The organism is Streptomyces sp. NPDC052236 (assembly GCF_044548015.1).
GTDB lineage: Bacteria > Actinomycetota > Actinomycetes > Streptomycetales > Streptomycetaceae > Streptomyces.
This window is the reverse complement of the sequence record NZ_JBIUBL010000023.1, coordinates 48,620-66,881: the sequence shown is the minus strand read 5'-3', so window position 1 is coordinate 66,881 and position 18,262 is coordinate 48,620. Positions and strand designations below refer to the sequence as shown.

Below are 18,262 nucleotides of genomic sequence, written 5' to 3'. Positions count from 1 at the left end.
CCGCCGAAAGCTTCTTCGCGAGTTCAGCGTTCCGCCACCCGGCGCCGCGACACCCGCCTCACCAGCAATACACCGCCCCTGAGTACGCCCGTAAGCACCACCACCGCCCCCATCAGGATCAGCCAGTTGCGCACATAGTCCAGCGGCAGCGCCGACGCGTTGGCCGGCGCCCCCGGGCGCAGCATCGGTGGCAGTGCGATCACCGTCAGGGACCCCGCCACCACCAGCGCTCCGCGCACGGTCCCGCGGGCCGGGACGCTTGCCAGCAGCAGGCCGACGGCGAGCACCAGCGGGGCCACCAGCCCGTCGTGCAGGACGATCGCGCCCGCAAGCCACAGGGCCACGTCCACCGCCTGACCACCCGCCAGCAGCAGCACCGCGCCGATCGCCATCAGTGCCACGCCCAGCGTGCCCGTCACGATCCGCATCACATGGCCTCCATCCGGGTGACCCACTTGGTCTGCAACACACCGGGGCGGTTCGGGGCGATGATGCGCGCCGGGTAGCCGTGGTCGGGGGAGAGTGTCCGGCCGCCCAGGCGCAGGGCGAGCAGGGTGAGCGGGTCGTCGGTGTAACCGCCGCCCATCTCCATCACCCGGTACGAACCCCGGCGCTCCAGCGACACCACCCGTACCGCCGAGCCCGGCCGCGCGCCCGCTCGTTCCAGCAGGTCACGGACGCGTACGCCCGTCCAGTCGGCCGATTTGCTCCAGCCCTCCACACAGGCGATAGGCAGCGTGACCGTGTGTTGCGGCATGGCGGCGAGTTCGTCGAGGGTGAGTTCGTACGAGTATTTGCCGAGCACCGTCAGCCGCCAGTCCGCCGCGGACACATCGGTCACCCGCGCCGCCGCGGCCGTCCGGTTGACGGGCAGCCCCTGTTCGCCGTGGTCCGGGTGGCGTGGTGCGAGCAGGTCGAACCGCTTCAGCGGGGTGAAGGACTGGCCTACGGTCGTCAGGGTCACCGCCCCGACCGCCGCCGCCACCCCCGTCAGCAGGGAGCGCCGGTCCGGCCCTTCCGCCACCGGCAGTTCCAGCGTCCCGGGCGAGCGCTTGCCCCAATGTGCCTTGATCTCCGGGTACTTGACCGCCAGATGCAGTACCAGCGCGCCGAGCAGCAGCCATGCCACCGCGAAGTGCACGGGCACAAACGAGAACGGCCATGGATACCACTGCGCCGTGTTGAGCAGCCCGCTGAAGAGCTGGAAGATCGCCGCCCCGACGAGGACCGCCACCGACGCCCGTTCCAGCGCGTGCCGCACCGACCGCAGCGGCGGCCATATGAACAGCCTCGGGTAGACCGTCCACAGCTTGGCGAGCAGCAGCGGTATCGCCGCGATCCCGCTCGCCACATGCAGGCCCTGGGTAAACCGGTAGCCCCAGGACGGTCTGCTCGGCAGCGCGCCCGCCAGCCAGTCCGGGGGCAGTTGCACATAGTGGCTGATCACTCCGGTCACAAAGCAGACGACGATCGCCGCGCCCAGCCACCGGCCGATCGAGGTGGCCGTACGGGCGTCATGCAGGTTGAGCTTCATAGCTCCATGAGAACGCCCCGGCCGCCCGCGCGGGGCGGCCCGACACCTTACGGAATACGGACGTCAGGGGGCGGCACAGCGTCCCGCCGGGCTCCGGCTGCGAGGCTGACTCCGTGATCAACCCGCGTACCTTCTCCGCCGCTGTCCTGCTGGCGGCCCTGACGGCCGTACTCGCCCTCACCATCCGCAAGGACGGCTATGTGACCGACCCCGCCGGTCTTGCCTGGTGGTACGGCGCGTGCTGGGTGCTTTTCGCGGCGGCGGCCATCGCCGTCCGCAAGGTCCCGGTGCGCCACGCCGTGGCGCTCATCCTCGCGGGCGGGATCGCGGTGGCCGCGACGGGACTCCTCGCTCCGCCGCGCACCAGCTCCGACTCGTACCGCTACGCGTGGGACGGCCGGGTGCAGGCGGCGGGGATCTCGCCGTACGACCACGCCCCCGGCGATCCCGAGCTGATCCATCTGCGCGACGACTGGCTCTTCCCGACCGGGGCGGGGTGCGCGGTCCCCGAGCGGGCGCGGATCCGCGGCCCGCGGGGCGAGGTCCACTGCACCCGGATGAACCGGCCCACCGTGCACACCATCTACCCGCCGGTGGCGGAGGGGTACTTCCTGCTCGTCCACGCGCTCTCGCCGGACGGGACACGCCACAAAGGGCTGCAGATCGGCGGCGCGGCGCTGGCGCTCGCCACGACGGCCGGGCTGCTGCTGGTCCTGCGGCGGCGCGGTGATCCGCGCAAGGCGGTGTACTGGGCGTGGTGCCCGATCGTGCCGATCGAGGCGGTCAACAACGCGCATGCCGATGTGCTGGGCGTGCTTCTCACGGTCGTGGGGCTCGGCGTGGTGGCGCGGCAGCGGCGGGCACTCGGCGGCGCGCTGCTCGGCGCGGCCATCGTGACCAAGATGCTGCCCGCCGTGGTGCTGCCGGGCGCGCTGTCCGGGGTGCGGCGGGTGCGGGACGCCGCCGCCGTACTGCTGCCCGCCGCCGCGGTGGTGGCGCTGAGCTACCTCCCGTACGTCCTTGTCTCCGACGGCTCGGTCCTCGGTTTCCTCGGCGGCTATGTGGAGGAGGAGGGGTACGACGACCCCTCGGCCCGCAACCGCTACGCCCTGCTCCGGCTGGTGCTGCCGGACGGCTGGGCGCCCGCCGCCGTGGTGGTCGTCATGCTGGCGGTCGTCGGGCACGTGCTGTGGCGCGGCGATCCCGAACGCCCGTGGAGCGGCGCCCTGCTGGTCACGGGCACGGCGTTTCTGCTACTGACCCCCGGCTACTCCTGGTACGCGCTGCTGCTGGTCGCACTGGCCGCTCTCGACGGCAGGTGGGAGTGGCTCGCCGTCGCCGTCGCGGGCGCCGCGAAGTACGTCAGCGTGAATATGGACGTCCTTGGGGAGACGGTGGGCACCCCGGCGTACGCGATCGCGGCCGGTGTGGTGCTGACCGGCTACGTCCTGCGCCGCCGTCACAGCCCTCCGCCGGTCGAAACGAGGCGCGCGGCCGCCCAGTCCGTCCGGTCGTAGCGGCCGTCTCGCCGTCAGCTTTGCCATCTTTACGGCCTATTGGGCAGGGTCGTACGCTCCGGGCTCATGACCTCACTCGACTTACGCCCCCGAAGAGCGGTCACCCTCCTCACCACCTCACTCACCATCGCGGGAACCCTGGTCGCCGCCTGCCTGCTGGGCACAGCCACCCCCGCCGGCGCGGCCGAGGAGCCGCTGACCGACCGCGCCACCGTCGTCCCCGTACAGTCCACAGGCCCCGCCGACAAGCGCTTCAACATCGTCGTACTCGGCGACGGCTACACCGCCGCGGAGCTGCCCGCCTTCCGCACCGACGTCGAGAAGCACCTCAATGTGCTCTGGTCCACCGAGCCGTTCGCCTCGTACCGCTCGTACATCAACGTGTGGGCGGTGGAGGTCCCGTCCGCCGACTCCGGGGTGGACTGCGACCCCGCGCTGGACTCCCCGCGCCGCGACACCCCTCTGGACATGGGCTTCTGGGGCGGCTGCAACGCCGCCAGTGTGCAGCGCCTGCTCACCGTCGACACGACCGCGGCGACCGCGCTGGCCGACCTCGTCCCCGGCACCACGAGCGCCAACCGGCAGATCGTGGCCCTCGCCAACAGCGACACGTACGGCGGCGCGGGCGGCGCGTACGCCACCGCCTCCGGCGGCAACGCGCTCTCCTCCCTGATCACCCCGCACGAGCTGGGCCACTCGCTGGGCGGACTCCAGGACGAGTACGACTACTACGGGCGCGGCGTCCCGGGCGAGGCGTACGAGGGCGGCGAGCCCTCATCGGCCCATCACACCCTGCTGACGGAGAAGCAACTGGCCCGGCATCACGCGAAGTGGTGGCGCTGGCTGGGCGAGCCGAGCGAGTCCGGCGGGGTCATCGGCCGGTACGAGGGCGGGATGTACAGCACCACGAGCGTCTGGCGGCCGAGCAAGCACTCGATCATGAAGACCCTGGGCTACGCCTTCGACCAGATCGGGCGCGAGGTGATGACCCAGAAGATCTCCGCCAAGGTCGGTCTCGTCCAGGACCATACGCCCGACACCGCCGCGATCGGCGACGACCGGACGGTGTGGGTGGACACGCTGCACCCGCTCGGCGGTGAACTCGACGTCGTATGGCGCCTCGACGGCCGTCCGCTCCGCCACACCGGCGATGCCCGCACCCTCGATCTGCGCCGGCTCCACCTCGCGCGCGGGACGCACACGCTGACAGCCACAGTCACCGATCCAACGCCGTTCGTACGCGATCCCGCGATCCGCGGGTCCGCCGCCCTGACCCGTACCGTCTCCTGGACCGTCGACCCGGCGGTCACCACTCCCCGGTCCACGCCTGTCCGGGCCGTCTTCACCGGTCACACGGACACAGAGGCCCCGGTGGGCTCCGCGACCGTCGTGTACGCCGACACCACACACCCCGTCGACCGGACCCCGGCCGTCCGCTGGGCCCTCGACGGCCGGACCGTGGCCAACCCGGGCAACGACCGCGACCTCGATCTGCGCACGCTGCGGCTGCGTCCCGGCACCCACACCCTCACAGCCCGGATCGCCGGTACGGATTCCAAGGATTCCAAGGATTCCACGCTGACCTGGACGGTGGACGCGACCCCGGCCACGGCGGCGTACGCGCTCTCGACCCCGCTGCGCACGGTGCGGTGGCCCGGCAGGCCGGTGGAGTACGTCTACGACGGGCCGTTCACGATGAAACTGACCGCCCGCGACGACCGGGACGGCTATGCGGTGACGCAGTTCAGGGTCGACGGCGACGGCTGGCAGACGTACTACGGCTGGCCGACCGACGCCGACGCCCCTTACCTCTTCACTCCGGGCGGCACGGTCATCGACGATCTGGTCTACGGCAAGCTCGGCAGGACGCGCGCGGTGCCGTGGGACGACGCCACACCCGACTACGGAACTCACACGATCGAGTACCGGACGATCGATTCGGCGGGGAATGTCTCGGCCGCGAAGAAGTTCCTCGCGACGCTGCTCCGCCGTTGAATCCTCTGGTCAGGCCCTTCAGGCCCTTCAGGCCTGTCAGCCTTTCAGAGCTTGCGGGCGACGGCCCCGTACCCCGGGATCGGGTCGTCGCCTGTGGTCTCCACCACCGCGCCCAGCTCCGGATGCCAGTCGGCAGTCAGCGAGACGCCGGGTTCGACCAGCTCGAAACCGTCGAAGAACCGCGCGAACTCCTCGCGGGACCGGGGCCGCAGGGTCGACCCGCCGGCGCGGTACAACGCGCGGGCCTTCGCCGCGCCCTCGGGGTCGAAGTCGCCCGTGACGTGGGAGACCACAAGGTAGCTGCCGGAGGGCAGCGGCTCCATGAGGCGGCTGATCAGTTCGTACGCCCCGTCCTCGTCGTCCACGAAGTGCAGCAGCGCGACGAGGGACAGCGCCACCGGCTCGGTGAAGTCGAGCAGGTCGGCGGCGCGTTCGATGATGGTCCGCGGCTCGCGGGCGTCGGCCTGGATGTACTCGGTGAGGCCTTCTGGGGTGCCGCGCAGGAGGGCATCGGCGTGGGCCAGGACGATGGGGTCGTTGTCGCAGTAGACGACGCGTGACTCGGGCGCGACCCGCTGGGCGATCTGGTGGAGGTTGGGCTCGGTCGGGATGCCCGTGCCGATGTCGAGGTACTGGCGTAAGCCCCGCGCGCCCAGCCAGCGAGTGGCTCGGTGCATGAAGGCCCGGTTGACCTGGGCCATTTCCTTGCCGCGCGCATCGAGGGCGAGGAGCTGCTTCGCCATCTCCTCGTCGACGGGATAGTTGTCCTTGCCGCCGAGGAACCAGTCGTACACACGCGCGGGATGCGGCTTGGTGGTGTCGATACGGAGGGCGGCGGCGTCAAGACCGGTCATCTGTCACTCCACATGGCTCGGGCGGCAAAAGTAGGTAGGGGCAAGTGCGGTGCGTACGGATACGCAACAGCGGGTAGGGGGTGGGTAACGAAGTGAAGTGTCAGGTGAGGAGGAAGTCCGCTTTGCCGGACTTGGCCCCTTGGATGAACGCGGCGATCTCGCTGGAGGTGTAGATCAGCGCCGGCCCTTCGGGATCCGCGGACTGGCGTATAGCGACTCTGCCGTCCGCGAGCTTCATGGTCTCGAAGCAGTTGCCGCCGTTGCCACCGCTCCACGGTTTGCGCCAGCCCTCGGCGCCCAGCTCAGCGGCGGGCATGCCGTTGTATATGCGTTTCATCACAGCTCCTTGCGGAGATCCTTGAGGATCTCCTTCGTACGTTGTGCAGTCGCGGCCTGCGCCGCCATGCGGTCCAGAACCTCAAGGTGCGAGGCGACCTCGGTCCGGGCGTCCAGATAGACGGCTCCGGTGAGGTACTCGCTGTAGACCATGTCGGGCAGCTCGGGAACGACGAAGCGGAACAGCACGAACGGCCCATAAGTGCCGGGGTGGTGTCCGCTTGCGAACTCCGCGATCTGCAGAGTGACATGAGGCAGCTCGGTGGCGTCGATGAGCCGCTCGACCTGGGCTCTCATGACACCCGGACCGCCGACGGGACGGCGGAGCACCGTCTCGTCCATGATCACCCAGAGCCTGGGCGCGTCGGGTCTCGTAAGCAGGGACTGGCGTTCCATCCGCAGCGCCACATGGCGCTCGATGTCCGCCGTATCGGTCTGCCCGACGGCTCCGCCGAGCATGATCGCCCGGGCGTAGTCCTCCGTCTGCAGCAGGCCGGGTACAAAGTGGGGTTCGTAGGCGCGGATGAGGCCCGCCGCGCCCTCCAGGCTGACGTACATGCTGAACCAGCCCGGCAGAACGTCGTGAAAACGCTGCCACCAGCCTGGCTTGTTGGCCTCCTCGGTCAGCTCGATGAAGCCGCGCGCTTCGTCGTCGGTGATCCCGTACGCGTTCAGCAGTAGCTGGACGTAGGGGATTTTCAACGAGACTTCGGCCGTCTCCATCCGGCGGATGGTGCCGGCCGCGACACGGAGAACTCTGGCTGCCTCTTCGCGCTTGAGCCCTGCCCTTTCCCGTAGATCCTGCAAGCGCTTGCCAAGAACGACCTGGCCAACAGTGGGTGCGGACCGCGGTTCACTCACTGGGACCTCCCCATGTGCTGTTGCGAGCAGTCTGCCACGTGGCCGCTTCAATGAATATGCCCACTCTGCATTTTTCATAGTGGGTCTTGCCAAGGTGCGTGTTGCAGCGAGAGAGTGTTCTTGTGACCCGTAACGCGCTCACCACCCAGCTCATTGACCCGTGCTCGGGGGTCGACCACCACCGGTACGGCTTCGAGCTGCCGGCGCGCGCCGAGTACGTCTCCAGGGCGCGGAGGCTCGCCCGCGAGCGCCTCCGCTGCTGGGACATAGACGGCGACATTCACGACTCGGCGATGCTGGTCGTCTCCGAACTCGTCACCAACGCGGTGGTGCACACGGACGGCCGCCTGGTCGCCTGCGAACTCCTCAACGGCGAAACGAACTTGCGCATCACCGTGCGGGACCAGGGGTGCGCGCCCACCGGCCCGCACGTCTGCGACCCGCTCGAAGAGGAACGCGGGCGCGGGTTGCTGCTGGTCGAGGCCGTGAGCAGCGCGTGGGGCGCGCATGTGTCGAGGACCGGCCAGGGGCGTGTCGTATGGGCCGAGTTGTCGTACGGGGCGGGCCGGGTGCCCAGGCCTCGGTCGCCGTACGGGCGGGAGAGTCAGTGCTGAGGGACCTGGCGGAGCTCCTTCTGCCCCGGCGAAGCCGCCGGGAGAGCGGCTCGTTCGGAGCGGGCGGCTCGGTCGGCGAGAGGCGTTCGGTCAGCGAGAGCGGGATGACCCTGCTCGACCTCCCGTCCGCGCTGCCGGCATCCCTCGGCTGCGACGCCGTGGGCGTGCCCGCGCGCTACGGGTTCCGGCTGCTGGGGCGGCTCCCGCGGAACGGCTGCGTCTTCGCCGACGACCAGTGGTGGTGGTGGATCGTCCCCGCCGGTTCGGACCTTGAGCTGATCTGGCCACTGCCCGCGCACTACGCCCGCGGGGCGTACGTACCGGCGAGGAATCCCCGGCTGATCCGCTGGCCCGATGACGACAGCAGTCCGTACACCCCGCCGATCCCGCTCTATCTGATGGCCTGCCAGCTGACCGGCACGGCCCCGCTGTGGACCGCGGGGGTCGGCAGCGCGCACCGCGGCTGAGCGGGAGTACAGCTAGTCTTCCACGCATGTCAGAAGCCAATTCGAGCCCCGAGCGGCAGGGGCTCACACCACGTCAGGCACGCCACGTACGGATAGCGCTTTCCGCGGTCATCATGATCGCCGTGGCCGCTACGCTGGTGCTGCGCCTCGGCAGTACGCACTCCGTGCTGACCATGGGCTTCTACGGCATCGCGCTGATCCTGTCAGGCAGCGCGCTCGTGCTGAGCCGGCAGGGCCGTACGCGCGTGGCCACGGCGGTGCTGGGGGTGGGCGTCGCGGTGGCGCTCGTCGCGGAGTGGGCCATCGTGTCGCTGCGCTGACGGACCGGCCACTGGGCCACTTCCACTGAGTCAGCGCTGGGGGGCGGGGAAGGCGACGGGACTGCGCAGCCCCGCCCGGTTGACGGCGCGGACGCCGAAGAAGACGTTGTCCTTCGACAGATCCACGGTGTGCCGGGTCGTGTCCCCGGCCTTGATCACCTGGGTCCACTCGGGCGCGGTGGTCTCGCGCCAGACCACTTCGTACCCGGCGAGGTCGGGCTCGGCGCCGCGCTCCCACACCAGCTCGGTGGCGTTGGTCAGCGCGCTGGTGAGGATCTTCGCGCCCTTGGGGGTGCCGGGCGCCTGGGCGAGCGTCCACAGGGCCGCGCCGTTGACCTTGGCGACGCGCGCGATATAGCCGAAGTCGCAGAACTCGGGCAGGTCCCCGTACTGCTTGCCGTCCACCGTCGCGACGTCCTGGTGCTGGTGCGCGTAGTCCTCGGCCGGTTCGGTGAACCGGGCTGCGGGGAAGCCGCGTTCGAGGAACGGTATGTGATCGCCGCCGCGCAGATAGCGGTCGCGGCGGTAGACGACGCGCACCCGCATACCGGTGGCGTCGTTGTCTGCCACATCGCGTACGAAGCGGGCGAGCTGACGGGACGGGGAGTCGTTCTCGCCGCCCACCGAGCGGCGGGTGGCCGCCTGTTCGGGAGTCTCGGAAGTGGGGACGCCTTCGGCGAAGAGGCGGATGGTGTACGGGTCCCGGGTGCCGTCGTCGGCCGTGGGGCTGCCGATGATGTCGTCGGTGAACATGCCCTGGACGTCCACGCCCGCCGTCCGGTACGTCTGCGCCATATGGGCCGCTCCGAACAGGCCCTGTTCCTCGCCCGCCACGGCGGCGAAGACGATGGTCGCGGCGGAGCGGCGGCGGGCCATGACGCGGGCGAGTTCCATGGCCACGGCGACCCCGGAGGCGTCGTCGTCGGCGCCGGGCGCGTCGCTCACGGCGTCCATGACGTCGGTGGCGCGTGAGTCGTAGTGCCCGGAGACGACATAGACGCGGTCGGGGGCCGCGGAGCCGCGCAGGGTCGCCACGACATTGGTGATCCGGGTCGCCACGGGGATACGGGGCACCGGTTCCTGGACGTAGCTCTGCAACTCGACGGTCATCCGGCCGCCGCTGACCGCGGCGTATCGCTTCATCTCGGCGAAGATCCAGTCGCGGGCGGCGCCGATGCCGCGCTGGGGGTCGTCCTGGCTGGAGAGAGTGTGCCGGGTGCCGAAGGAGGCGAGTGTGCGGACGGTCGCCTCGATGCGGTCGCGGTCTATCTCGCCGAGCAGGGCGCGCAGTTCAGGGGACGGGCGCTGGGCGGTGGCGGGACGGTCGTGGTCAGGGGCGGCGGCGGCACGGTCCTGGATCCGGTCGGGCGTACGGGGTGCCTCGGCCGCGCGGTCGGCGGCGACCGCGGGTGATGCGGTGGCGCCGGTCAGCGCGGTGCCGAGCACGGCGGTTCCGGCGGCTGCCGTCAGAACCGTTCTCCGGTCGGTGCCACGGGAGTTGACCGGGCTGTCCGCACCTTCTGCTGCGCTTCCTGGCGTCTGCTGCGACATGAGGCCATCGTCAGGGACCCGCCACCCCCTGGCAAGGGACGGCCGCGGCACCGGTTCGGGTCAGCCGCTGGAGACCGCCCTCAGATGCGTCTTGCCGCGCCGCCGTGCCGGATCGGCCGCGCGGGCGTCCCGCAGCACCAGCGTCATCCGGGTGTAGCCCCGGTCCTGGAGGCTCGCAGGCGTCTCGTCGACGATCCGGCAGTCGGTGCGTCCCCACCGGGGATCGGGATGGTTCAGCGGCCGTACGGCCCCGTCGTGGTGGACGGCGGCGGCTCCCGCGACGCGCATCCAGTGCGAAAGACCGCACCGGAAGGCGGCGTCCATGATCGGGTCCTCGGCGATGTCGCGGCGAATGGACTGAAGGGTCGGGTCGTCTTCGTAACTCTCCAGAGCGGATTCCAACTGGGCCAGGAAGGGCAGGCACCAGCTCGCCTCGCGGTCGGCGAGCACCATCTCGGCGTCCGGGTGGAAGAGCACGAACCGCAGGAAGTTCTGGTCCGGCATGGCCGTGGGGTGCGGCCCGATGCCGTGGAACAGTTCCTGGAAGGCCGGGTTGACGTGCGCGACGTTCCAGCGCCGGTCGAAGAGCGCGGACGGCAGCGGTACGGCGTCCATCAGCGCGGCGTAGTCGCGCAGATAGGCCACCGTCTCGGGGTCGGCCGCGTCCGAGGGCACCGCGGAGTCCGAGGTCTCCGACTCCCCCATGGAGTCCGCCGAGCTCTGCGAGCCTTGCGACACCGGCACCGACGGCGGCACGGGCAGAAACGGACGCAGCGGCACGGACGGAAAGGCGGGCCCCGACGGACGCGCGGGCCCCAGCGGCAGCGCGGGCACGGGAGGCGTCTTCCAGGGTGGCGGCGGATCACGGTCGACGGCGAGGCGGAAGAGCCAGCCGCCCTGCTGGTCGCTCATCTCCAGGGCCTCGACGAGGGCGCAGAGCGTGTCGTCGGTCCAGTCCTGGGCGGGCGTGCGCTCCCAGCTGCCGTACGCGACCGTGCTGATCTTCAGCCGGGCGGCCACGTCTTCCTCGCTGAGGCCGAGTTCCTCCCGGCGGCTTCTGAGGACGTCGGTGACCCGCCTCGTCCGCACCGCGCCACGCGCCATTCCGGCACGCCCGCGACGCGCCTGGACACCGGGGCGTTCCGCGCCCGCCTCATGTGTCATCGAGAACGCCACCCTTCCCGAAGTCCCGCTGCGGCAGCGCCATTTGGATCTTTCCTCCGCTTGGCGATCCTGCTACCGCAAACGCTGTCATGTCAACTATCGTGGCATTCCACGCCGCTGAGCGCTCAAATCGCGCCACAGCTGTGGCAAAACCTGGCTGTATTTCCCCGAAGCGGTTAGCCTCCCGGCAGTCCACTGTGTGCGGAAGTGACCGCGTGATCTAGGAGACCTACTGGTGACAGACGGCTTCTTGGTTCCGGACCTGACGGCCACAGGCCCTCTGGCGGCATCCGTTGCCCGTGTCGCCGAACTCGCCGGCAAGCTCGGCCTGAGCCGCTGCGAGGTCTTCGACGTACACCAGCTCTCCGAGGCCTCGGGCGTGCCCGCCGAGGTGGTCGGCGCGCTGCTCGAAGGGCGGCCCGCGGGCGAACCGGACCTGCAGGCGCGCTTTCTGCAACGCTTCGATCTGCTGCGCCGGACCCGGCTGAAGCCCAATGGCCGCCGGTACACCCACCAGGAGATAGCTGACGGCGCGGGCATGTCACGGCAGCAGGCGGGCGCGCTGATCAACGGCGACCGCCGGCCGACCATGGAGCACTGCGATGCCATTCAGAGGTTCTTCAAAGTCCACGCCGGGTTCCTTACCGCGGAGGACGCCGCCGCGCTGGGTGGCGCCCTCGAGCGTACGGAACAGAGACTTCTGCACGACTACGCCGGCGAGAGCGACCCGCTGGAGCGCCTGTTGCAGGACAATGGCGTACGGGGCATCGCCTGGCGGGCCGCTCAACTGCCCACGGACAAGCACCGGGACAAGGTCACCGAGTGGCTTGATCTGCTCCTGGAGAGCGTCAAGCCCACGGCGCCCTGACCGTGGGACGGGCCAGGCGGCAAGCATGCGCACACAGAGGTCACAGGAGCTGACGGGGAGAGGAGAACGGTGAGCATAGGCAAGGAGATGCGCCGGCTGTGCGGCGAGCTGATCGCCGGGATCGATCTGCCCGCGCCGGCCGAACCCGCCGATCTCTACGCCGCCCTGTGCGAGGGAATGAGCAAGCGCCGCGGCCGGCCCGTCCGGTACCGCACGGCCTCCTTCCCGCCCGGCACGGCCAGTGGTCTGTGGCTCGACATGACCGACCAGGATCTGATCGTGATCGAGGAGCGCACCGCCCCCGACCACCAACTAGTCATCCTCGGTCATGAGCTGTGGCATATGAAGGCCGGGCACTGCACCCATCACGTGGACGGCGCTGCCGTCGCCGCGCGGCTGCTCTCGGCCGAGGCCGATCTCCAGGCGACCGTGCTCAAGGTCGCGGCCAGGACGAGCTTCGTCCAGGCCGAGGAGAACGAGGCGGAGAGTTTCGGTCTGCTGCTCGGCAGCAAGTGCCGCTCCTGGCTGGCCGGTTCGACCGGCCGCGGGCCCGTACGGCGGGACGGACTCGCCGGGCGGATCGAGGCGTCCCTGGGATACCGCGGGCCACAGGGCTGAGTGCGTGGACGGAGACGACTATTACATCCCGGCTCTCGCGCTGGGTATCGCACTTGTGTTCAAGCTGCCGGGGATGGTGCGCGACTGGCGTGACCCGCTGCTGCGTTCCGTCTGCGTGCTGCTCGTCCTGGCGGCCTCCACGTTCTTCTTCGCCGCGCCCCCGACCATCGGCCAGGTCAACCGCATCACCGGCGTTCCCAACATCTCCGCGCCGCTGGTCTACTGCATCCTGTCCGCCTTCAGCGCGTCCGTTCTGGTGCTGCTGGTCCACTGGCGTGGCGGGTCGCCCGCGGAGATCCGGCGGATCTCGCGGCGCTGGATCGTCGCGTACGGCCTGGTGGACGTGGCTCTGGTGGTGCTGTTCCTCCTCGGTGACGCGCCCGTAGAACGGCTGCGGGACCTGGACAGCTACTACGCCAACACGCCGTACATCCGCGAGATGATCGTGCTCTACCTCACGGCGCACTCCGTCGCCGCCTTCGGGATGACCGCGCTGTGCTGGCGCTGGTCGCTCCAGGTGCACGGCTCACTGCGGACAGGTCTGATCACCATCGTGATCGGGTCGCTGTTCAATATCGCCTACGGCGTCACCAAGTTCAGCGCCGTGTTCGCCCGGTGGGCGGGCCACGACTGGGACGGTATGAGCTCCGTGGTCGCACCGCCGCTGGCCTCCGCGGGCGCGTTGTTCAGCGCCCTCGGGTTCGTCCTGCCGCTGGTCGCCCAGCGCCTGGCGGACAACTGGCACAACTGGACCGTCTACCGGCAGCTGGGCACCCTCTGGCGCGAGCTGCGCGCCGCTGTGGAGAGCGGCTCGCCGTCCGTACGCATCTCCTGGTGGTCGTCCGCGGATCTGCGCATCACCCAGCGCGAGTCCGACATCCATGACGGCATGCTTCAGCTGGATCCGTACTTCGATCCGGCGCTGCGCGCGAGCGCGTACGACGAGGCGATCGAGGCGGGCTCCGATCCGCGGCGCGCCCGTGCGATCGCCGACGCGGCGATGGTCGCCGCCGCGCTTCAGGCACGTACAGCCGACCCGGAAGGCAAGATCATAAGTTCGGCGCAGGCGTATACCTCCAAGGCAGTCGACGGACCGCGCGATCTGGTGCGCATGTCCCTCGCCCTGCGCAACTCCCCCGTCGTTGAAGCAGCCCGCCGGCGTGCGGCCAGGTCAGAGAGCGGCACCCATGAGTGATCAGCGCGATCAGAGTGATCTTTCGAGCGATCCTGCGAGAACCCGCCAGGCCGTCGTGATCGGCGGGGGGCTGGCGGGCATGCTGGCCGCCGCGGTGCTCCGCGATTACGTGGACGAGGTCACCGTCGTCGAACGCGACGCCCTGCCCTCCGGCCCCCAGTCTCGTAAGGGCCTCCCGCAGGCACACCACGCCCATCTGCTGTGGTCGGGCGGGGCGCGGGCCTGCGAGGCGCTGCTGCCCGGGATCACCGACCGCTGGCTCGCGGCGGGCGCCCGCCGTGTCGCGCTGCCGACGGGCCTGGTGTCGATGTCCGCGCAGGGCTGGTTCCGGCGCTGGCCCGAGATGCAGTACGTGATCGCATGCAGCCGTGATCTGCTCGACTCGGTGGTACGGGAGGAGGTCATCGGCCATTCCCGGGTGACCGTTCTGCCCCGTACGGAACTGCTGGGCCTGCTGGGCGGCGCGGCGCGGGTGACGGGTGTGCGGGTGCGCTCCGAGGACGGCGGCGAGCGCGTCATCGGCGCCGATCTGGTGGTTGACGCCAGTGGCCGCGGCTCGCGGGCGCCGGAGTGGCTGCGCTCCCTGGGCGTCGCCAAGGTGGACGAGGCGAAGGTCGACTCGGGTCTGGCGTACGCGAGCCGGATCTTCCGCGCGCCGCAGGGCACGGAGAACTATCCGATCGTCAATGTGCAGGCCGACCCGGGCGAACCGCGGCCGGGCCAGACGGCGACGATCATGCCCATCGAGGGCCGCCGCTGGCTGGTGACGCTGTCCGGCACCCGCGGCGGCCAGCCCACCAGCGCCGTCGACGCGTTCGAGGACTTCGCGCGCGGGGTGCGCCACCCGGTGGTGGGCGAGCTCATCGCGCACGCGGAGCCGCTGACCGACGTCCTGGTCACGCACAGCACCGTCAACCGACGGCGTTACTACGAGAAGGTCGGCAACTGGCCGGAGGGGTTCGTGGCGATCGGCGACGCCGTGGCCACGTACAACCCGGTCTACGGGCACGGCATGTCGGTCGCGGCGCAGGGGGTCCTCGCGCTGCGCGAGGCGCTGGAGACCCGCGGCCTCGCCTCCGAGGGTCTCGCGCGGCGGGTGCAGCGGGCGGTGGCCCGGCCGGTCTCCACGGCCTGGGACCTCGCCACGGGGCAGGACATCCTGTACCCGGGGGCGATCGGGAAGCAGCCCGGCGCGGCGGCGAATGTGCTGCGCCAGTACGTCGACCGGTTGATGCTGGCCGCCACCGGCCGTCCCATGATCGCCCGGGCGCTGTTCGATGTGATGACGCTGTCGGCGCCGACGACAGCGCTGCTGAAGCCCGAGATCATCATGGCGGTAATGCGCGGGCCCAAGTTGCCGCAGCTGCCGGGCCCGCCGCTGACGGCGGAGGAGCTGCGGATCGTGAAGGAACCGCGCAGCGAGCTGGAGACCGACCCCGCGGAGGCGTGAGGCCGGGCGTGGTCGCCTAGGCTCAGCGGCGATATGAATGGCAACCACACCACTGGAAACAACACCCATGTCCATGGCACCAGCGCGCCTGGCAACCACGCGAGCGGCCACCACACGCCGCTGGAGCGCAAGGCCGATCGGGAGACGGTGCGACGGCACAATCTGAGCCTGGTGCTCCGCGCGGTCCGCGAGGCGGGCGAGACGACCCGGGCAGGCGTGTCCACACGCGTCGGGCTGACCCGCGCGGCCGTCTCCTCGCTGGTGGAGCAGCTCTTGGAGACGGGGTTCCTTTCCGAGTCCGGGAAGACGTTCAGCGGTCAGGCGGGGCGGCCGGGCACGGCGCTGAAGGTGGCCCGTACCGGCGTCGCGGGCATCGGAGTCGAGGTCAATGTCGACTATGTGTCGGTGTGTGTGGTGGATCTCGCGGGCACCGACCGGGTACGTCTCGTGGAACACCTCGACAACAGCGGCGTGCCGCCGGACCAGGTGCTCGACCGGGCGGCCCGGATCGCGGCGCGTGCGCTGGAGTCGGCCGCCGAGCAGGAACTGAGACCGGTGGGCGCGCAGTTGGCCCTGCCGGGCCTGATCTCGGCGGGCACGGTCCGCCAGGCGCCGAACCTGGGCTGGACCCAGGTCGCGGCCGAGGGCCCTTTCGCCGAGGCACTCGCCGCGCTGCGGCCCGGTCTGCCGGAGCTGCCGGTGCGCTCGGAGAACGAGGCGAATCTGGCGGCGCTGGCGGAGCTGTGGTTCGGCGGTCTGGGACAGGTGCGCAGCTTCCTGTACCTGTCGGGCGAGATCGGCGTCGGCGGAGCGCTCGTACTGGACGGTGAGCTGCTGCGCGGGGCGCACGGTTTCGCCGGGGAGATCGGCCATGTGGTGGTGTCGGCGGACGGGCCGGAGTGCCGCTGCGGTTCGCGGGGCTGCCTGGAGCAGTACGCGGGCCAGTCGGCGCTGCTGCGGGCGGCGGGCATCGACGGGACGACCGGCGCGCAGGGCGTGGCGGAACTGGAACGCCGGGCGGCGGCAGGCGACGAACGCGCGGTGACGGCACTGGCGGAGGCGGGCCTGATGCTGGGCCGGGTCCTGTCCGGCGCGGTGAACCTGTTCGACCCGGACGCGGTGGTGCTGGGCGGGATCTACCGCCCGCTGCTGCCCTGGCTCTCGCCACCGGCAAGCGAGGAACTGTCGGGCCGCGTGGTGTCGGGCCTGTGGCCGCGGGACGCGGGCAGGCTGCGGGCGTCGTCGCCGGCGGCGGATGCGGCGCGGGGGGCGGCGGCGCTGGTGGTGAGGGACGTGCTGGCGGACCCGGTGGCGTACGCCGGGGGGTAGGTTCCCCCCTCCCCGCCCCTTCCCTTAACCAGGGGGCTGCGCCCCCTGGACCCCCGGTACGGCCTTCGGCCGTGTCCTCAATCTCCCCCTACGCCTAGCGGCGTGGGAGGTACCCCCAGACGGGCTGGATTTCCAGCCCGTCCGGCGGAAAACCAGCCCCGCCGGCGATTGAGGCGCTGGGGGTCCCCCCACGCCCGCAGGGCGTAGGGGGAGGGTTCGGGGGCAGCACCCCCGACAAGCGCCCGACGCGTCAAGCCCGTCCGGCGATTGAGGACCGGGGGTCCCCCACACCCCCAGGGCGTAGGGGAACGGGCCCGGGTCGCAGCCCAAGCCCACCGACCGTGAGGTCAGCGCGCCGCCAGCAAGTGGTCCATGGCCAGCTGGTCCAGGTGCTCGAAGGCCATGCCCCGCTCCGCCGCCGCCTCCACGTCGAACTCCTCGAACGCCGCCCGGTCCCCAAGCAGCCCGCTCAGCCCGTCCTCCGCCGTCGGCAGCGCCAGCTCGTCCAGCCGCGACGCGCGCAGCGCGGCCTGCACCTCCGGGTCCGCGCGGAACGCCGCCGCCCGCTCCTTGAGGATCAGGTAGTTCCGCATGCAGCCCGTCGCCGACGCCCACACCCCGTCGAAGTCTTCCGTCCGCGGCGGCTTGAAGTCGAAGTGCCGCGGGCCCTCGTAGCCGCCCGTCTCCAGCAGGTCGACCAGCCAGAACGCCGTACGCAGGTCGCCCGCGCCGAAACGCAGGTCCTGGTCGTACTTGATGCCGTTCTGCCCGTTGAGGTCGATGTGGAAGAGCTTGCCCGCCCACATCGCCTGGGCGATGGAGTGCGTGAAGTTCAGCCCGGCCATCTGCTCGTGGCCGACCTCCGGGTTCACCCCGTACAGCTCCGGCCGCTCCAGGCGCTCGATGAACGCCAGCGCGTGGCCCACCGTCGGCAGCAGGATGTCGCCGCGCGGCTCGTTCGGCTTGGGCTCGAGCGCGAACCGCAGGTCGTAGCCCTGCTCGGTGACGTACTCCCCGAGGAGGTCGAACGCCTCCTTCATCCGGTCGAGGGCGACGCGTACGTCCTTCGCCCCGCCCGACTCCGCGCCCTCGCGGCCGCCCCAGGCGACATACGTCTGCGCGCCGAGCTCGACGGCCAGGTCGATGTTGCGGATGGTCTTGCGGAGCGCGTACCGGCGTACGTCGCGGTCGTTCGCGGTGAAGCCGCCGTCCTTGAACACCGGGTGCGTGAAGAGGTTCGTGGTGGCCATCGGCACCACCATGCCCGTCGCGTCCAGCGCCTGCCGGAAGCGCTTGATGTGCGACTCCCGCTCCGTCTCGGACGCACCGAAGGGGATCAGGTCGTCGTCGTGGAACGTGACACCGTACGCGCCGAGCGCGGCGAGCTGCTGTACCGACTCAACCGGGTCCAGGGCCGGCCGGGTCGCGTCCCCGAACGGGTCCCGGCCCTGCCAGCCGACCGTCCAGAGGCCGAAGGTGAACTTGTCCTCGGGGGTGGGCGTGAAGCGTGCCGTCATCTTCATGACCGCCTTCCGTGCGGGGTGCGGAGTTTGTTTTCTTACCTTACTAATTATGCACACGCCTGCCCG

At 70.7% G+C, this 18,262-nt stretch carries 18 protein-coding genes; 10 read left to right on the top strand and 8 right to left on the bottom strand.

All coding sequences use genetic code 11. From position 1 onward, the window contains the following. Positions 1-23: 23 nt before the first annotated feature. Both ACIHCQ_RS31345 and ACIHCQ_RS31340 read right to left on the bottom strand, forming a co-directional pair. On the bottom strand, positions 24-428 hold the full coding sequence (locus tag ACIHCQ_RS31345; RefSeq protein ID WP_399669819.1) for a hypothetical protein: 405 nt from the start codon (positions 426-428) through the stop codon (positions 24-26). Then, a complete protein-coding gene (locus ACIHCQ_RS31340) occupies positions 428-1,534 on the bottom strand; it encodes a molybdopterin-dependent oxidoreductase (protein WP_399669816.1) in 1,107 nt (368 codons plus the stop codon). Before ACIHCQ_RS31340 ends, ACIHCQ_RS31345 begins: the two co-directional genes overlap by 1 nt. A gap of 113 nt (positions 1,535-1,647) precedes the next feature. Here ACIHCQ_RS31340 and ACIHCQ_RS31335 point away from each other — a divergent pair, with 113 nt between their 5' ends. Together ACIHCQ_RS31335 and ACIHCQ_RS31330 are read left to right on the top strand one after the other, a co-directional pair. Beyond that, complete coding sequence (locus ACIHCQ_RS31335; protein ID WP_399669813.1) at positions 1,648-3,051, top strand: glycosyltransferase 87 family protein; 1,404 nt, start codon at positions 1,648-1,650, stop codon at positions 3,049-3,051. Positions 3,052-3,117: 66 nt separating this feature from the next. Next, entirely contained in the window at positions 3,118-5,046 is a 1,929-nt protein-coding gene (locus tag ACIHCQ_RS31330; RefSeq protein ID WP_399669810.1) for a M64 family metallopeptidase, read from the top strand. A 44-nt stretch (positions 5,047-5,090) separates the two neighbouring features. Here the strand turns inward: ACIHCQ_RS31330 and ACIHCQ_RS31325 are convergent, their stop codons facing one another. The 3 genes from ACIHCQ_RS31325 to ACIHCQ_RS31315 all read right to left on the bottom strand — a co-directional run bounded on the left by ACIHCQ_RS31325 (position 5,091) and on the right by ACIHCQ_RS31315 (position 7,097). After that, positions 5,091-5,900, bottom strand: coding sequence for an SAM-dependent methyltransferase (locus ACIHCQ_RS31325; RefSeq protein ID WP_399669808.1), 810 nt, complete (start codon positions 5,898-5,900; stop codon positions 5,091-5,093). A 100-nt stretch (positions 5,901-6,000) separates the two neighbouring features. After that, positions 6,001-6,237, bottom strand: a complete 237-nt coding sequence (locus ACIHCQ_RS31320; RefSeq protein WP_399669805.1) for a DUF397 domain-containing protein — start codon at positions 6,235-6,237, stop codon at positions 6,001-6,003. Beyond that, positions 6,237-7,097: a helix-turn-helix domain-containing protein gene (locus tag ACIHCQ_RS31315; RefSeq protein ID WP_399669802.1), complete on the bottom strand. Its 861-nt coding sequence runs from the start codon at positions 7,095-7,097 to the stop codon at positions 6,237-6,239. Before ACIHCQ_RS31315 ends, ACIHCQ_RS31320 begins: the two co-directional genes overlap by 1 nt. Before the next feature lie 122 nt (positions 7,098-7,219). On the opposite strand from ACIHCQ_RS31315, the gene ACIHCQ_RS31310 reads away from it, so the two are divergent. The 3 genes from ACIHCQ_RS31310 (at position 7,220) to ACIHCQ_RS31300 (ending at position 8,498) form a co-directional block, all read left to right on the top strand. Beyond that, complete coding sequence (locus ACIHCQ_RS31310) at positions 7,220-7,711, top strand: ATP-binding protein (protein WP_399669799.1); 492 nt, start codon at positions 7,220-7,222, stop codon at positions 7,709-7,711. Positions 7,712-7,815: 104 nt separating this feature from the next. Beyond that, on the top strand, positions 7,816-8,178 hold the full coding sequence (locus tag ACIHCQ_RS31305; RefSeq protein WP_399670088.1) for a hypothetical protein: 363 nt from the start codon (positions 7,816-7,818) through the stop codon (positions 8,176-8,178). A gap of 26 nt (positions 8,179-8,204) precedes the next feature. Then, positions 8,205-8,498: a hypothetical protein gene (locus ACIHCQ_RS31300; protein WP_399669796.1), complete on the top strand. Its 294-nt coding sequence runs from the start codon at positions 8,205-8,207 to the stop codon at positions 8,496-8,498. A 30-nt stretch (positions 8,499-8,528) separates the two neighbouring features. Here the strand turns inward: ACIHCQ_RS31300 and ACIHCQ_RS31295 are convergent, their stop codons facing one another. Then, positions 8,529-10,049, bottom strand: coding sequence for a M20/M25/M40 family metallo-hydrolase (locus ACIHCQ_RS31295; RefSeq protein WP_399669793.1), 1,521 nt, complete (start codon positions 10,047-10,049; stop codon positions 8,529-8,531). A 60-nt stretch (positions 10,050-10,109) separates the two neighbouring features. After that, positions 10,110-11,213 (bottom strand): helix-turn-helix domain-containing protein, encoded by a 1,104-nt coding sequence (locus tag ACIHCQ_RS31290; protein ID WP_399669791.1) that lies wholly within the window; start codon positions 11,211-11,213, stop codon positions 10,110-10,112. A gap of 235 nt (positions 11,214-11,448) precedes the next feature. Between ACIHCQ_RS31290 and ACIHCQ_RS31285 the strand changes: the two genes are divergently transcribed. The 5 genes from ACIHCQ_RS31285 to ACIHCQ_RS31265 all read left to right on the top strand — a co-directional run bounded on the left by ACIHCQ_RS31285 (position 11,449) and on the right by ACIHCQ_RS31265 (position 16,673). Next, positions 11,449-12,081 carry a helix-turn-helix domain-containing protein gene (locus tag ACIHCQ_RS31285; protein ID WP_399669788.1) on the top strand — a complete coding sequence of 211 codons (633 nt, stop codon included), beginning with the start codon at positions 11,449-11,451 and terminating at the stop codon, positions 12,079-12,081. A gap of 87 nt (positions 12,082-12,168) precedes the next feature. Beyond that, entirely contained in the window at positions 12,169-12,699 is a 531-nt protein-coding gene (locus ACIHCQ_RS31280) for a toxin-antitoxin system, toxin component (RefSeq protein WP_399670085.1), read from the top strand. 4 nt (positions 12,700-12,703) lie between these two features. Beyond that, positions 12,704-13,894: an MAB_1171c family putative transporter gene (locus ACIHCQ_RS31275; protein ID WP_399669785.1), complete on the top strand. Its 1,191-nt coding sequence runs from the start codon at positions 12,704-12,706 to the stop codon at positions 13,892-13,894. Then, entirely contained in the window at positions 13,887-15,344 is a 1,458-nt protein-coding gene (locus ACIHCQ_RS31270) for an FAD-dependent oxidoreductase (protein WP_399669782.1), read from the top strand. Before ACIHCQ_RS31275 ends, ACIHCQ_RS31270 begins: the two co-directional genes overlap by 8 nt. 33 nt (positions 15,345-15,377) lie before the next feature. Next, positions 15,378-16,673, top strand: coding sequence for an ROK family protein (locus ACIHCQ_RS31265; protein ID WP_399669779.1), 1,296 nt, complete (start codon positions 15,378-15,380; stop codon positions 16,671-16,673). 347 nt (positions 16,674-17,020) lie between these two features. Here ACIHCQ_RS31265 and xylA read toward each other — a convergent pair whose 3' ends face one another. Further along, positions 17,021-18,190, bottom strand: coding sequence for a xylose isomerase (xylA, locus tag ACIHCQ_RS31260; RefSeq protein ID WP_399670082.1), 1,170 nt, complete (start codon positions 18,188-18,190; stop codon positions 17,021-17,023). Positions 18,191-18,262: the final 72 nt, after the last annotated feature.